Genomic DNA, 13,617 nt, shown 5'->3' on the forward strand with positions numbered 1-13,617 from the left:
TCAGGATCGCTCCGGTGGCGCAAAAACGGCTGGTCGAGCCCTTCCCGACGGAAATCCTGGCGGGCAACCGGACGCGCTGACTTACAAATGGCTTGGTACGGAAACGCACAATCCGACCCCAACTAATTCGCATATTTTGCAAGCTCATTTTGCGAACTGGAGGTACACTCGGCAACATGCATCGAGCGCGCCGGATTCTCATCCGAACGCGCTCAAATCTGAAGAAAAAGTCGTCGATGCTTCTATGCGTCAGACTTTTCGCACCGTCTCTCAGGTTCTGGACGGCCCTCGGAATGCCAGAACCTATTCACGCCAGCGGAAGCTGGCGTCTTTTTGTGCGAAGAAAGAAGCGACACGTTCTGTCGCGCGACCTGCGCACCTTGCACGCCCTGCACACTTTGCGTTCCCTGCCCCGCGCCTGACGTCGCGACGGCGAGCGTCAGCGGACGGCGCCGGATCGACGCGTAAGTTGCGAGCGCGAGACCGCACCAGATCAGCCCGTATCCCGCCAGATCGACCCCTGTCAGCCGTTCGTGGAACACCGTGAGCGCCAGAATGAACGTGACGGTCGGCGTCACGTACTGCATCACGGCCGATTCCGTCAGCGACACGAGCGGCATCGCGTACGCATAGAGCGCGAGCGGCACCACCGTCAGCGGGCCGGCGAGCATCATCAGCACTGCCGCATCGACACCGAACGACGTGAACGCGAGCGTATGGTTCGACGCCAGAAAGCCAAAATAGCCCAGCGCGAACGGCATCATCACGACCGTTTCGCGCCATGTGCTGACGATCGCGTTTCGCGTCGGCCACACCTTGCGCGCGAGACCGAGCAGCGAGAACGTCACGGTGAGCAGCACGGCGAACACCGGCACGCCACCGTGCGCGTAACACTGCACGAAGGTGCCCGCCAGTCCGAGCGCGAGCGCCGCCGCTTTCAGACCGTTTAGCCGCTCGTTCAGAAAAACGATGCCAAGCGCCGCTGACAGCAGCGGATTCAGGAAGTATCCAAGACTTGCCTGCAGTGCATTCCCCGTCACCGATGCGAGGATATAAACGACCCAGTTCGCCGACAGAAGAATTGCGGGCAACAGCGCGATCGCAAACGAGCGCCAGTCGCCAATCTGTTTGCGCAACCCGGGCTTGAACGCAATGACGGCCGACAACACCGCAAACGACCAGAACACCCGGTGCGCGAGCATTTCCGCCGCACTCACTTCTTTCAGATGCCAGTAATACAACGGCATCAGGCCCCACCAGCACAGCGCCACGAGCAGCGCAGCGTAGCCGGCGCTCTCCTTCGGTTTCTGATTGTCTGAGTTCATGGCTGTAGCGCCTCGTCGAGTCGGTCGATCAGAACTTCTACTTCGTCCACACCGAAAATCAGCGGTGGCGACAGGCGCAGCGAATCCGGCGCAGCGGAATTCGGCATGGCCAGCACGCCGCCGTCGATCAGATCCAGCCAGACATCCGTCATGCTCCTGTCGAAGCGCGGGTCGAGCTTGAGGCTGAGCGCTAGGCCGCGGCCGTGCACGCTCACGCGCTGATCGAAACGCGCGGCGATGCGCGCGGCGATCAACGCACCCATTGCGGCTGCGTTCTCGACGAGCCGTCCGCTTTCGACAAGGTCGAGCACGATCAGCCCGCACTGCATCGCGAGCCGGTTGCCGCCGAACGTCGATCCCTGCACTTTCGCCTTGCCGGGTGCGCCGAACACGGCGTCGAAATCGCCGTCGTTCATCAGTACGGCCGACAGCGGCACCAGCCCGCCCGTCAGTCCTTTCGATACGACGATCATGTCGGGTGCGTCCACAGCACCATTCACGCCGCCCACGCCGCCCATGCCGATCGCGTCGATGCCGAACCAAGTGCCCGTGCGGCCCAGGCCGCAATACACTTCGTCGGCGATCAGCTTCGTGCCCGTCGCGCGGCACAGCGCCGCGAGACGCGCCGCGGTATCGGCGCTCCAGTGTTGCGCCGCCGACGAGCCCGCCACCGGCTCGAACACGACGGCGGCGACCTTGCGGCTCGACAGGATGTCTTCGAGCGCGGCGAAACTGCGCGCGTCGACGTGATGAATGTTGCCCGGCTTCCAGCGCAGCGCTTCCGTCCAGAACGGATTGCCCGTCAGGAACGACGAGAACATCGACAGCCCGTGAAAGGCATCGCGGAATGCAACCACGTCGGTGCGGCCCGTGCTGGACATCGCGAACTTCACCGCGCTTTCGACGCCCTCGGCGCCCGTCGTCGCGAAGAACACTTTCTCGTAGCGCCCGCCGCTGAGCGACAACAGTTTTTGGGCCAGCGCGAGTTGCACGTCCGCGCATTCGAACGGAAACACGTTCACGGTCGTGCGCTGCAACGCATCGGCAAAACGCGTGAGCAGCGCCGCGTGTGCGTGCCCCAGATTCGCCGTGCCGAAGCCCGCGAGACAGTCGAGCAACGCGCGGCCATCTGCCGTTTCCAGATAGCAGCCGTCGCCGCGCGCGCCCGTCATGTCGAGGCCCGCTTCGTCGAGGAATCGCTCCCAATACGGATTGACGGAATCGAAGCGCATCGCGCCCGCGCCCTGACCGCCTTCGCCGGAACCGTCGTCAGACTTCAAGCGGCCTCCCGCCTTCGTGAAGCCCATGAAACTGGAGTTGCGTCTGGTCGCCGTAAAAGAACGCAACCGATTCCAGTTGCCGCATGTTCACTTCGAGCATGAACAGCGCCGCTTCGAGGCTGTAGCGCTGCTGCGCCGCGCTCACGTGCGGGACGTCGGCGAGAAACAGGCGCGACAGGCTCGGATGATTCAGTTCATCGTTGGTTTCGCCATGCTTCGCGACGATGTCGCCCGCGTGCAGCGCGTTTTCGACGAGCGCCGCAATGTGCTCGTGAACGGGACTGTGCTGGTCGCGCAGCCCCTCCGTCACCATGATCGACGTGAAGAAGGCCGTGGGCAGCCGATGCGCGAGCACCGTATACGCGTCGATATAGAGCGCAGTAAGCGGCAGCGGCACCGACGCGCGCACCTGCGCTTCATCCATGCCGAGTGCGACGCAGGTGGCGAGTTCGAACGCTTCGTGGCCGTACTCTTCCTGGAAGTACTGGAACAGCCGCGCGCGCAGATTGCGTTTGAGACGGCGCGACAGCAACGGTCCGAGAATTTCGACGAAGCGGTCGGTGACGTGGTACTGCTCGATATACAGCCCCTTCACGAGCGGCGTGATGGCATCGCTTTCGAGCGCGGCCGCTGCATAGGCGTTGCTGCCCAAGTGATCGAGCGCATTGAGCAGCAGACGTTCGGCGCGCGCAGCGAGCGCGAGACCGCTGCATGGCTCGTTGAAGTGTTCCGTCTCCACCGACGTCATGCGTCTGCCGACGCGCAACGGCGCGATCTCGACGAAATGTGCGAACGACAGCAGATACGTTTGCAGATCGACGGGATCGAGCGATGCGAGTTCGCTGAACTGTTCGGGCGATGCACGTTCAGGCTCGGCCTTCGACGGATGCCAGCGCAGATGCAGGAATACTTCACCCAGCACGCGCCGCCACGCGATCAGAAGTTCCGGCGCGTTCTGGCGCGCATACGCGAACTGGAAATGTAGCGACTGCAACGCGAAGTTATCGGCGAAGTGGCCGCCCTGCTCGCGCGAAAACGGAAACGCGTCTGGCGTCGTGTCACGCGCTTGCGTTTCCTGCGTCAGCATCTGATGAACGACGCGCAGCACGTCCTCGTAGATCGCAAGCCGGCGTCCGATCACATCGGCAAGCCGTTGCGCGACTTCATCGCATAACGCCAATGCGCGCTGTGCATCGGACTTGATACTGTCGATACCGCTATCCGTCTCTTCGATCAGCGACAGCGCATCGAGCTGCACCGTCAGCGTGCGAACCCACGCGGGACACGCGCCTTTGTTCAACCGCAGCCAGATGTCGGACGCAGGCCGCATCAACTGCGTGACTACGTCGGCCACTTCGTCGCGCGCAACGCCTTCGAACGACAGATCGAGCGCATCGTCGCCGAAGCCGATCGTCAAACCGTCGTCGCCCATGGCCGACACCTCGCAAGGCACGAGCGCCGGCCGCCTGTATCGATCGATATCCCAGCGTTCCATGACAGTTCTCAGGCGAAGATGCGCGGTTTGGCAACAGGCTGACGGCCGTAGTAATCGAGAATCTGGTTCTCCTGCAGCACCATCGTTTCGATCGCGAGCATCACGTGCTTCTTCACGGTCATCTGCTCTTCGGGCGAGACGGCCTCGATTTCCGACAGCAGACTGAGCGAAATGTCTTCGTGATCGAACTCGTCGTTGATCGTCGCGTGACGGGCGATCGGACGCCAGAAGCCTTCCGGGATGCCCGTCTCGCGGCAATAGTTCGCCAGTTCGATGTGGAAGCTCACGCTCGGCTGCTCGAACAGGAACAGGAGCGACTTGAAGCTCAACGGATGCTGGCGCGCATACACGCCGAGCGACGCGCACAACGCGAACGTCGCGGGCAGCGGCACAACATGGTCGAGAACATCGGTGCGAATGGAGACAGCCTGCAGCGACTGGCGCAGCATGTCGTCGTGATTGAGTTCCGAGGCGAGAAAGCCTTGCAGCATCTTCTGCACCTTGACGGGCTCGGCATGCGTGAGCGCCGGCGCAATCAGACTGGGTGCTTCGCGCACGATGTAGAAGTATTCGAGCGCATAGCCGATCAGCGCGCTCTTCGGCAACGTGCGGTCGCACAGCCCCTGATAGAGACGCGACTTCGAGTTCGCCTCGATCGTTTCAGCCGCGAATTTTCTCAGGCGGTGATAAAACTCTTCACCCGACAGACACCCGCGCGGCGCGGGAAACGCGCTTTCCGTCAGCAGGCCGAGCCGGTCGAACTCTTCCAGCAAGCTATCGACTTCATCGGCGAGTTCGGGATGACGGCGCTTCAGTTCGGGAATCGACGTGTCGCCACGGCTCAGCGAATCGACGAATGACCTGAGCGGGCCCTGCCTGTCGGCGACGACGGAACACGACTGCTCGCGATAATCGAGCGTGAGTCCGTTGTCTTCTTCGATCAGCTGCACGCCCGGACGAAAACGCGGCGCGGCGAAAAGATCTGCTGCGGTCGTGACCTGCATCATGCCTCCCCGTTGACGTCGAGCTGGCGCAACAGCCTGGGAGACGTCGAATAGTGTTCCCAGATGCCCGTATAAAACTGGTCATACAGTTCGATGAACAGATGCGTTTGCGCGCGCATGCGCCGCACGTCGGCATCCGCGATAGCCGGAATGCGCGAAAAGATCTTGCGCGTGAGGCTGCCATGCCCGCCGTTCAGGTTGATATCCGAATGCGCCTTCACGGGCTTGAGCAACGCGGGATCGACACCGATCCGGTATGCGGCATCGAGGAAGGAATCCTGCTTGATGTCCTTGCCTTCGAGAATGCCGAGCGTCGAGAAGAAGAACAGCGGATCGCTGTGCGCCCAGTACGCGAGCGCGTTGCACAGCGCCATGGTTTGCGGCAGCGGCACCGTGCGCGCGAGATCCTCGCGCGTCACGCCGAGCGTGGTCAGCGCCTTGAGCAGCAGTTCGTCGTGCCCGTACTCTTCTGCGTAGAACTCGTTCATCGCGAGCCGCACACCCGTATTGGCGACATACGACAGCACGGGCGCGTCGAAATAGCTTTCGCGGAACAGGAAATGGTAGTTCTCCACGATCATGCCGTGGATCACGTTGAGGGGAATGTCGTCGCGCCCGCTTGCGGACGCACACTTCTCCCAGAACACGTTCGTATAGAGCGTGCGATACAGGAGCTCGTTAGCGAGATCTTCGAGTTCGAGCAGCACGTCGAGGCCGCTGCGGGCCAGTGCGGGCTTCACCGCGCGCACCAGTTGCAGTTCCTTCAGACGGTCGAACACTTTCTGTTCGTACGGCGAGTAGCGGGACAGCACCTCTTCCGCCTTGACGCCGGAGCGCAGCGCGCTGATCAGGGACGCCGCGTCATCACCTTCGACGGACGCCGGAAATTCGTATTGATGCTCGTCGTCTTCGATGACGAGCGAAGGCGACGTGCTGAGACACTTCCCCGCCAGCACAAACGCTTGTGGTTCAAAGATGTCGTCCATCACGACAGCCTCCGTTCGTGGCCGGCACGCAAAGGTGCCGGCGCGTTCTTTACAGGTGAACCGGGATCAGTACAGGACGGGCCTTGCGAGGCTTGACCACGACCGTGATCTTCTTGTCGTCTTGCCTGTCCGATTGCGACTGCGCCTGCGATTGCTGTTGCGGCTGCACTTGCTGAACCTGCATTTGGGTCGTCATTTCAATCTCCTTGGGGTTGGCGTTAACTCTGTACTGCTTAACAAGCTGCCCACTACAGTGGTCAGTTCTTTCACACCCGGAGCCAGAAACCCAAAGCCGTGTGGCGTGCTGCATCGACTCGCCAATGACGGCGGACCAATGTGCGCGACAGGCTTGACCGTGTAGCCCCGTTTCTTCGTCGTGGATCCTGCTTTCCGTCGCGGCTTCTTTGTCCGTTCCGGTTCCTTTTATGGCGCAGTCAGACGGTGTGTTGTTTATCAGCCCGACGCCGCCGATCGCGGTCATGCGTGCTGTTGGCGAATGCGCACCCGAGTGTCGGACCCACGCAGCAACCAGACATCCCGACGAGCAAAACGGGCGCTCCCACGAAGGGGAGCGCACATAAAGGTCGATCTTGGTCTGGGCGGTCGGGTCGGATTCTCGTCAATAGCCGCCGTTCGTTGTTTCTCTCAGGTTCTGCTCTCTCAGGTTCTGCTGGGCCGTATGTTTTTTGGCACGGCCTCGGAAATTCAGGCAATACAATTCGATTTTTGAGGAATCGGTTAAAGTGTTCGCTCGTTTTCGCCAGTGTTCGAGGTATTCATCGAATTCAACATAAGTCACTGATTTAACGGGTTTTTCACTCTAAATTTCATGCAAACAAACTAACTCGTTGGGGCTATTGTTCCGGTAAACTGCGATAACTGGAATGAACACTTTCCATCAATTTGCGCGAAGTGTTCGGCGAACTTGCCTGAACACTTTCAGAGCAGTCATCTTGCACGGGACCAGCGGCAGGTGCTAGCGCGCCCAGTCTGGTCGACAGGGAGGCGAATGAAGATCACGCTCGACGTCGCAACGGCTACCCCGCTGACCGAACAGATCGTCGGTCAGGTGGAAGCGCTCATCCTGTCGCGCGAACTGCGCGTGGGCACGCGCCTGCCGTCTATCCGAAAGTTCGCGGCCGAACACAACATCAGCCGTTTTCCCGTCATCGAGGCCTACGACCGGCTCGCCACGCGCGGCCTGCTGCAACCCAAGCACGGCTCCGGCTACTACGTCGCCGAACAGTTCGAAAAGGCGCCGCGCGCCACGCGCGGGCTCGACGCGATTCGCGCGACGCCCGAATCCGACCAGATCCTGCGGCAGTTCGAGCGGCCCGACGAGGTGCTGAACCTGTCGATCGGCTTTATCCCCGAGGCGTGGCGCGACGTCGAAGGCATTGCGCAGGCAATCCGTCAGGCGTCGCGCACGGACGCGCGCAGCCTGATCGACTACGCGATTCCGCAAGGCGACCCGGTGCTTCGGTTGCAGATCGAGCAGCGCCTCGCGTTCGTCGGCGTGGCGACGGAGCCGCAGAACATCATGGTGACCAACAGCGCGAGCGAGGCGCTCGACCTGGTGGTGCGGATGCTGCTCAAGCCGGGCGACACCGTGTTCGTCGAAGATCCCGGCTACTTCAACCTGTTCGGGCTGCTCAAGCTGCAGGGTATCGAACTGGTCGGCGTGCCGCGCCTGTCCACAGGGCCGGATATCGAAGCCGTCGAGACGCTGTTGAGGGAACACCGGCCGAAGCTCTTTTTCATCAACACGGTCTTTCACAACCCGACGGGCACCAACGTCGCGCCGCACGTGGGCTTCCGGCTGCTGCAACTCGCGCAGGAGCACGACTTCATGATCGTCGAGGACGATGTCTACGCGGATTTCCAGGCCATTCCCACGCAACGGCTCGCGTCGCTCGACCGGCTGACGCGCGTGGTGTATATCGGCGGGTTTTCGAAGAGCCTGTCGTCGTCGCTACGGCTGGGATATATCGCTGCCGCGGCGGAGCTGATCAAGCATTTTGTCGAAGTAAAGGCGCTCACCAGTCTGGGCGGCACGCGTTTCAGCGAACGCGTCGTGGCCGCACTGCTCGAGCGCGGCACGTATCGCAAGCATCTGGAGCGGCTGCGGCGGCGCGTGAACGGCGCCATTTCGACGGCAGTGGAACTGCTCACCGATATCGGCTGGCAGGTGTTCGACGAGCCGTGCGGCGGCACGCTCGTGTGGGCGCGCGTGCCGGGCGTGCCGAGTTCGGATGTGTTCGTCCCCGAGGCCGCGCGTGCGGGCATCACCGTGCAGCCGGGCAGCTACTACCGGCCGCACGGCGAGCCGACGCCGTGGGTCCGCTTCAATACCGCGTATCTGGACAACGAACGGGCGATGGGATTCCTGCGGCGCGCCGTGGAGATGGGCGACTGAACATCGCCGTCGCTCGGCACTCCGCGCCTAGCTGCCCTGCTCCTTCTGGATCCGCGTGCGCGCTTCGCCGAGACTTTCGAAGCGATCGTCGTCTTCGTTGAACACCGAAATGCGGCCGTGCCCGATGTCGTACACCCAGCCCGACACTTCAAGACGCTTTTGCGCGAGCCGCCCGGCGACAGACGGATGCGTGCGCAAATGCATCAACTGCAGCCGGATATTTTCTTCGACGAGCGCCTGCACGAGATGGTCGTGGCCCACATTGCGCGCCTGCACCACGCTGCGCGCCGTCTCGGCGTTGCGCAGCCACGCGTTGACGGTCGGCATGTCTTCGGCCGTCATCGGCGCCGTACCGGCGAGTCCGCGCATCGCGCCGCAGTCGCTGTGTCCGCACACCACGATTTGCCGCACGTTCAGCGCAAGCACCGCGTACTCGACCACAGCCGACACGCCGCCCAGCATTTCGCCATAAGCCGGGACGATATTACCGATATTGCGGCACACGAACAGTTCGCCCGGATGCGTTTGCGTAATCATTTCCGGCGACACGCGCGAATCGGCGCAGGTGATGAACAGCGTGTGCGGCGCCTGACCTTGCGCGAGACTTTCAAACAGCGCCTGGGTGGCGGGAAACACCTCGTCGCTGAACTGCTCGACGCCGTCCAGCAGGTGCAGCAGGTCTGACTTCGCGGGATCGCGAAGCCGTCTGGTGTTGAGCATATCGTCCGACATGAGGCTGTCTCCCTTCGCAGCGCAGTGGATCATGAGTTGAGGGAGTGTACGACGGGATTGCGTCAGCGGGCAGAATGAGGCGCAGACCGGGGCGTTGGGAAGCCGGCAGCGAAGCCATAAAAGAAGCCCCGGCCGGACGTGATCGGAGCGGCGCGGGGCTTGACAAAAAGCTCGCCTGTTCTCAAGAGGCAAGCCCACATTACGCGCGTCAAAAAAGCAGAGCAATCAAAAAAAACCCCGGGCGCCGGGTGCGGCGACCGGGGGAAGCTCTCTCGCGCGCGTTGGGAACCACCGCGCACATGAGTCACTTTAGCGGCAAGCACCGCGTGGATTAAGCGCTCGCGCGGAAACACTCCTTTCCAGCGCGCACAAATGGACCGCAGAGAAACCACGCGGCCCGCAACGCGTTCACTTCGCGCGCGGCCGCGGAGGATGCGCGCGCGCCGCGCACTCGGCGCACACGCCATGCAACGCCAGCGTCTTGCCGACGATGCGCAACCCGAACTTCTTCCCGATCGCGACACGGCGCCGGTTGATGGTCGGATCGGAGAACTCTTCGACGCGCCCGCACACGATGCACACGAGATGATCGTGCACGTCGCCCCGGTTCAGTTCGTAGAGGCTGTGATGCTTGCCGAGCGGCACGTTGGCGACGAAGCCAGCGTCGACCAGCTGACTGAGCACGCGGTACGTGGTCGACAGATTCATCCGCTCGCCGCCCGCAGCGATACGTCGATGAATCTCTTCCGCGCTGAAATGGCCGTGCTCCGTGCGCTGCAGATAGTCGAGCACGGCGACCTGCGCGGGCGTGCCTAACAGGCCGGCGCGCTTGAGCACTTCGAGCGTATGGATCGGGGACGGTGACGGGGGCGGCATGCGCAGCCGTGATGTATCGAATGGAAGGAACCGCCTTCAGCCTATGACATCGGCACGGATATTTCCGGAACCTAGTTGATTGCGATTCGCATTCGATAAACACTGCACAGCACGCCCGGAACCGCGAGCCTCAACGCGAACGTTGCCGCGTGGACGCATCGGCGCGCGACTCGACAGGACTCAGCGCGGGGTTCTTTGTCCACAACCCGCGGCGGCTTCGCACAATCTCCGCTGCCTGCCACGACAGGAGCGCGATGCAGCCGAACACGACTTCGCGCATCCGCTTGACGAGCGCCAGCGACAGCGCCGTCTGTTCATCGACGCCGAACATCCGCGCGAGCAGCACGACTACGGCCTCCTGCACGCCGAGTCCCGACGGCACGAAGAACGCTGCATGGCGTGCCGCCTGCGTGAGCGCTTCGACGGCGATCGCGCCGCCGATCGAAACGGGATGCCCGAGCAGCCACAGCGCGAGATACACCTCCGACGCACCGAGCAGATAGCCCGCGAACTGCCAGACGAACGCACTTAGCAGCAGGCGCGGGTTGCGTAGCAATACATCGATGGCAGCGTCGAGCTGTGCGCCGCCAATGCGCTCGACGCCCCAATGCGCGCTCATCGGCAGACGTGCGGACCATCGCTCGATGGCATGAAAGAGCCCGCCGCGCCGGAGCAGCACGAACACGGCAACAGGCAGCGGCAAGGACAGCAGCAACGCGACGCCGATCGTCACCAGCACATCGTCGTGCCCGGTCTGCGCAACGATCATCACGAGCCCGAGCGCCGCGAACACGTACTGGACGGCCATCGTCACGATCACTTCGACGATCACCGACGCGGCAACGCCGCCCGCCGCTCCACCCGTATCGCTCACCTTCCAGCGCGCGAGCCGCACGCCGACGATTTCACCGCCAATGCTCGCCACCGGCAACAGCCGGCTCACCGCCTCGCGCACGGTCGCGACCCACCACAGATACGCGAGCGACGCCCGCCGGCCGAGCAGCAGCCGCCACGCGTGCGCATCGAGCAGCAGCGGCAGCGCGTGCAGCGGTACCAGCCACAGCAACGCAAAGCCCGCCGCACCGATCGCCCGCAGCACATCGCCCATCCCGCCATGCAGCGCAAGCGCGATCAGCACCGCGATGCCCGCGGGCAATCCCAGCCAGGTGAGCCACTTCATCATAGGTAAGCGCGTTGCGTGAACACATCGGCAAAGCCGCCCGTGATCGCTCCGCTCGCGGCAATCGCCGCCGCGACGCGTTCGGACAGCAACGCATCGAACTCGTCGCTATGCCGGTAGTCTTGCATGGTCGGCGTAATCGCTCCTTCTCCGGCTACAGCGGGATGACAGTAAATCTCGCCGACACCTTGCGGCAGCCGCGCAAGCGCGGCAAGCAGCGCTGCTTCGTCGAGATGTCCCGTCTGCGACATGCCGATCACGTAGTCATTGTGCGCGATTCCGGCCTGATCGAGTTGTTTGCGCACGCGCGCCATCCACGGCCTGATCCAAGCAGGCGCGCCCGGCTCGTACGGCAGGCGCATCGCCTTCAGCCCGTATTCGCTGCCCACTTCGATAATCAGCGCAAGCACGGTCGGATGCAGATGAAAGTGCTTGTGCGTGTTCACGTGATCGAGCGCGAGCCCCGTGCGCGCGAACGCCTGAAACTGCGCGCGGATTTCCGCCTTCAACTGACGCCGCACTTCGGGCACGAGAAAAAAACGGAAGCCGTCGCGCACCATCCGGTCGCCGAGCCGTCCATGCCGGTTGACGAGCGCGGGCACCAGATGCGTGGCCAGCATCGGCACGCCGTCGGCCAGCACGATATGCAGGCCGACCCGCAAGCCCGGATTGCGATGCGCGCGCTTCACGGCATCGACCGACGCGGGCGCGGATACCATCAGGCTCGCCGACGTCAGCACGCCATGCAGATACGCGCGCTCGACGGCCTCGTTGATGCGCACATGCAGGCCGAAGTCGTCGGCGGTAACGATCAGCGCGCGTCGCGGCGTGGTCGTCGAACGCGGTATCGCCGCTCGCGTCATGCCTCGTGCGCCCGCAGGAAGCGGAAGAACTCGACGCCTTCGCGCAGGCGCCGCTTCATCATGTCCCAGCTCAGCAGCATCTCGCGCACGATTTCCCAGATCTTCGACGGACGGAAATAGAACTGCCGGTAGAACTGTTCCAGATGGTGATAGATATCTTCGCGCGACAGATGCGGATAGCCGATCGCGGCCAGTTGCACGCCTTCCTTGCTCACCAGATTGATCACCTTGTTCTCTTCGAGCCAGCCGTTTTCGACAGCCTGCTTATAGAGCGTGGTGCCCGGATACGGCGCGGCGAGCGACACCTGAATGGTATGCGGGTTGATGTCCTTCGCGTAGGCGATGGTCTTCTGGATCGTCTCCTTCGTTTCACCCGGCAGGCCGAGAATGAAGGTGCCGTGAATCTTGATGCCGAGCTTGCGGCAGTCTTCCGAAAAACGCCGCGCGATATCGGTGCGCAGGCCCTTCTTGATGTTCAGCAGAATCTGGTCGTCGCCCGATTCGTAGCCGACCAGCAGCAGGCGCAAGCCGTTCTCTTTCATGATCTTGAGCGTCGCATACGGCACGTTCGCCTTCGCGTTGCACGACCACGTGACGCCGAGCTTGCCGAGTCCACGCGCAATTTCTTCGACGCGCGGCTTGAAGTCGGTGAACGTGTCGTCGTCGAACATGATCTCCTTCACTTCGGGCATGTTGTCGCGAATCCACTTCACTTCTTCCAGCACGTTCTCGACGGAGCGCGTGCGATAGCGATGTCCGCCCACCGTCTGCGGCCACAGGCAGAACGTGCAGCGCGAACGGCAGCCGCGTCCCGTGTAGATCGACACATACGGATGCTTCAGATAGCCGATGAAGTAGTTGTCGATCTTCAGATCGCGCTTGTAGACAGGCGCGACGAACGGCAACGCGTCCATGTCTTCGAGAATCGGGCGCGCTTCGTTATGTTCGATCGAACCGTCCGCTGCGCGATAGCTGAGTCCCTTGATCTGCGCAAGCGGCAGTCCTTCGGCGATCTCCTTGCACGTGAAGTCGAATTCTTCGCGACAGACGAAGTCGATCGCGTCGCTTGCCGTCAGCGAGTTGTGCGGGTCGACGGCGACCTTTGCGCCAACCATGCCGATCATCACCTGCGGCGCGCGCGCTTTCAGCTGCTCGGCGAACATCGCGTCAGTCGGAAACGACGGCGTGCTCGTGTGGATCACCACCACCTCGTATTCCTGCGCAATCGCCAGCGATGCTTCGACGGAAAGACCATCGGCGGGCGCATCGAGCACACGGCTGCCCGGCACCAACGCAGCCGGTTGCGCGAGCCACGTCGGATACCAGAACGAGCGTATCTCGCGCTTTGCCTGATAGCGCGACCCCGCGCCGCCGTCGAAGCCGTCATACGACGGTGCCTGCAAGAATAGTGTTTTCTTCATGTTCGCTTTCCACCAGTTGTCATTGAGCCGAGTGTGTTC

Annotated in this window: 12 protein-coding genes; 1 reads left to right on the top strand and 11 read right to left on the bottom strand. The window is 62.6% G+C overall.

Going from position 1 to position 13,617, the window contains the following annotated elements; genetic code table 11:
- Positions 1-242: 242 nt before the first annotated feature.
- Genes rarD through G3O01_RS34975 form a run of 6 tightly spaced genes read right to left on the bottom strand, consistent with a single transcriptional unit; the run spans position 243 to position 6,571 of the window.
- Positions 243-1,325 carry an EamA family transporter RarD gene (gene rarD, locus G3O01_RS34950; protein WP_205811559.1) on the bottom strand — a complete coding sequence of 361 codons (1,083 nt, stop codon included), beginning with the start codon at positions 1,323-1,325 and terminating at the stop codon, positions 243-245.
- The gene (locus G3O01_RS34955) at positions 1,322-2,605 is read right to left on the bottom strand and encodes an aminotransferase class III-fold pyridoxal phosphate-dependent enzyme (protein ID WP_241024533.1); all 1,284 of its coding nucleotides are present in this window, start codon (positions 2,603-2,605) and stop codon (positions 1,322-1,324) included. Before G3O01_RS34955 ends, rarD begins: the two co-directional genes overlap by 4 nt.
- Positions 2,595-4,100, bottom strand: coding sequence for an iron-containing redox enzyme family protein (locus G3O01_RS34960; protein WP_205811561.1), 1,506 nt, complete (start codon positions 4,098-4,100; stop codon positions 2,595-2,597). The genes G3O01_RS34955 and G3O01_RS34960 overlap by 11 nt, the downstream gene beginning before the upstream one ends.
- 8 nt (positions 4,101-4,108) lie before the next feature.
- The gene (locus tag G3O01_RS34965) at positions 4,109-5,107 is read right to left on the bottom strand and encodes an iron-containing redox enzyme family protein (protein WP_241024534.1); all 999 of its coding nucleotides are present in this window, start codon (positions 5,105-5,107) and stop codon (positions 4,109-4,111) included.
- Positions 5,104-6,090, bottom strand: a complete 987-nt coding sequence (locus G3O01_RS34970; RefSeq protein WP_205811562.1) for an iron-containing redox enzyme family protein — start codon at positions 6,088-6,090, stop codon at positions 5,104-5,106. Before G3O01_RS34970 ends, G3O01_RS34965 begins: the two co-directional genes overlap by 4 nt.
- Positions 6,091-6,139: 49 nt before the next feature.
- Positions 6,140-6,571, bottom strand: coding sequence for a hypothetical protein (locus G3O01_RS34975; RefSeq protein ID WP_205811563.1), 432 nt, complete (start codon positions 6,569-6,571; stop codon positions 6,140-6,142).
- Positions 6,572-7,099: 528 nt separating this feature from the next.
- Between G3O01_RS34975 and G3O01_RS34980 the strand changes: the two genes are divergently transcribed.
- A complete protein-coding gene (locus G3O01_RS34980; protein ID WP_205811564.1) occupies positions 7,100-8,506 on the top strand; it encodes a PLP-dependent aminotransferase family protein in 1,407 nt (468 codons plus the stop codon).
- A gap of 27 nt (positions 8,507-8,533) precedes the next feature.
- Here the strand turns inward: G3O01_RS34980 and G3O01_RS34985 are convergent, their stop codons facing one another.
- The 5 genes from G3O01_RS34985 to hpnJ all read right to left on the bottom strand — a co-directional run bounded on the left by G3O01_RS34985 (position 8,534) and on the right by hpnJ (position 13,578).
- Positions 8,534-9,238, bottom strand: coding sequence for a carbonic anhydrase (locus G3O01_RS34985; protein WP_205811565.1), 705 nt, complete (start codon positions 9,236-9,238; stop codon positions 8,534-8,536).
- A 408-nt stretch (positions 9,239-9,646) separates the two neighbouring features.
- On the bottom strand, positions 9,647-10,114 hold the full coding sequence (locus G3O01_RS34990; protein ID WP_205811566.1) for a Fur family transcriptional regulator: 468 nt from the start codon (positions 10,112-10,114) through the stop codon (positions 9,647-9,649).
- A gap of 130 nt (positions 10,115-10,244) precedes the next feature.
- On the bottom strand, positions 10,245-11,297 hold the full coding sequence (locus G3O01_RS34995) for a lysylphosphatidylglycerol synthase domain-containing protein (RefSeq protein ID WP_205811567.1): 1,053 nt from the start codon (positions 11,295-11,297) through the stop codon (positions 10,245-10,247).
- A complete protein-coding gene (gene hpnK / locus G3O01_RS35000) occupies positions 11,294-12,157 on the bottom strand; it encodes a hopanoid biosynthesis-associated protein HpnK (protein ID WP_205811568.1) in 864 nt (287 codons plus the stop codon). The genes G3O01_RS34995 and hpnK overlap by 4 nt, the downstream gene beginning before the upstream one ends.
- Positions 12,154-13,578: a hopanoid biosynthesis associated radical SAM protein HpnJ gene (gene hpnJ, locus G3O01_RS35005; protein WP_205811569.1), complete on the bottom strand. Its 1,425-nt coding sequence runs from the start codon at positions 13,576-13,578 to the stop codon at positions 12,154-12,156. Before hpnJ ends, hpnK begins: the two co-directional genes overlap by 4 nt.
- Positions 13,579-13,617 lie beyond the last annotated feature (39 nt).

This window comes from Burkholderia sp. Ac-20365, assembly GCF_017104715.1.
Taxonomy (GTDB): domain Bacteria; phylum Pseudomonadota; class Gammaproteobacteria; order Burkholderiales; family Burkholderiaceae; genus Paraburkholderia.

Excerpts from the sequence above, each read along its gene's own strand:
- rarD (WP_205811559.1), bottom strand. The coding sequence starts at position 1,325 with ATGAACTCAGACAATCAGAAACCGAAGGAGAGCGCCGGCTACGCTGCG.
- G3O01_RS34960 (WP_205811561.1), bottom strand. The coding sequence starts at position 4,100 with ATGGAACGCTGGGATATCGATCGATACAGGCGGCCGGCGCTCGTGCCT.
- G3O01_RS34965 (WP_241024534.1), bottom strand. The coding sequence starts at position 5,107 with ATGATGCAGGTCACGACCGCAGCAGATCTTTTCGCCGCGCCGCGTTTT.
- G3O01_RS34970 (WP_205811562.1), bottom strand. The coding sequence starts at position 6,090 with ATGGACGACATCTTTGAACCACAAGCGTTTGTGCTGGCGGGGAAGTGT.
- G3O01_RS34975 (WP_205811563.1), bottom strand. The coding sequence starts at position 6,571 with ATGACCGCGATCGGCGGCGTCGGGCTGATAAACAACACACCGTCTGAC.
- G3O01_RS34980 (WP_205811564.1), top strand. The coding sequence starts at position 7,100 with ATGAAGATCACGCTCGACGTCGCAACGGCTACCCCGCTGACCGAACAG.
- G3O01_RS34985 (WP_205811565.1), bottom strand. The coding sequence starts at position 9,238 with ATGTCGGACGATATGCTCAACACCAGACGGCTTCGCGATCCCGCGAAG.
- G3O01_RS34990 (WP_205811566.1), bottom strand. The coding sequence starts at position 10,114 with ATGCCGCCCCCGTCACCGTCCCCGATCCATACGCTCGAAGTGCTCAAG.
- G3O01_RS34995 (WP_205811567.1), bottom strand. The coding sequence starts at position 11,297 with ATGATGAAGTGGCTCACCTGGCTGGGATTGCCCGCGGGCATCGCGGTG.
- hpnK (WP_205811568.1), bottom strand. The coding sequence starts at position 12,157 with ATGACGCGAGCGGCGATACCGCGTTCGACGACCACGCCGCGACGCGCG.
- hpnJ (WP_205811569.1), bottom strand. The coding sequence starts at position 13,578 with ATGAAGAAAACACTATTCTTGCAGGCACCGTCGTATGACGGCTTCGAC.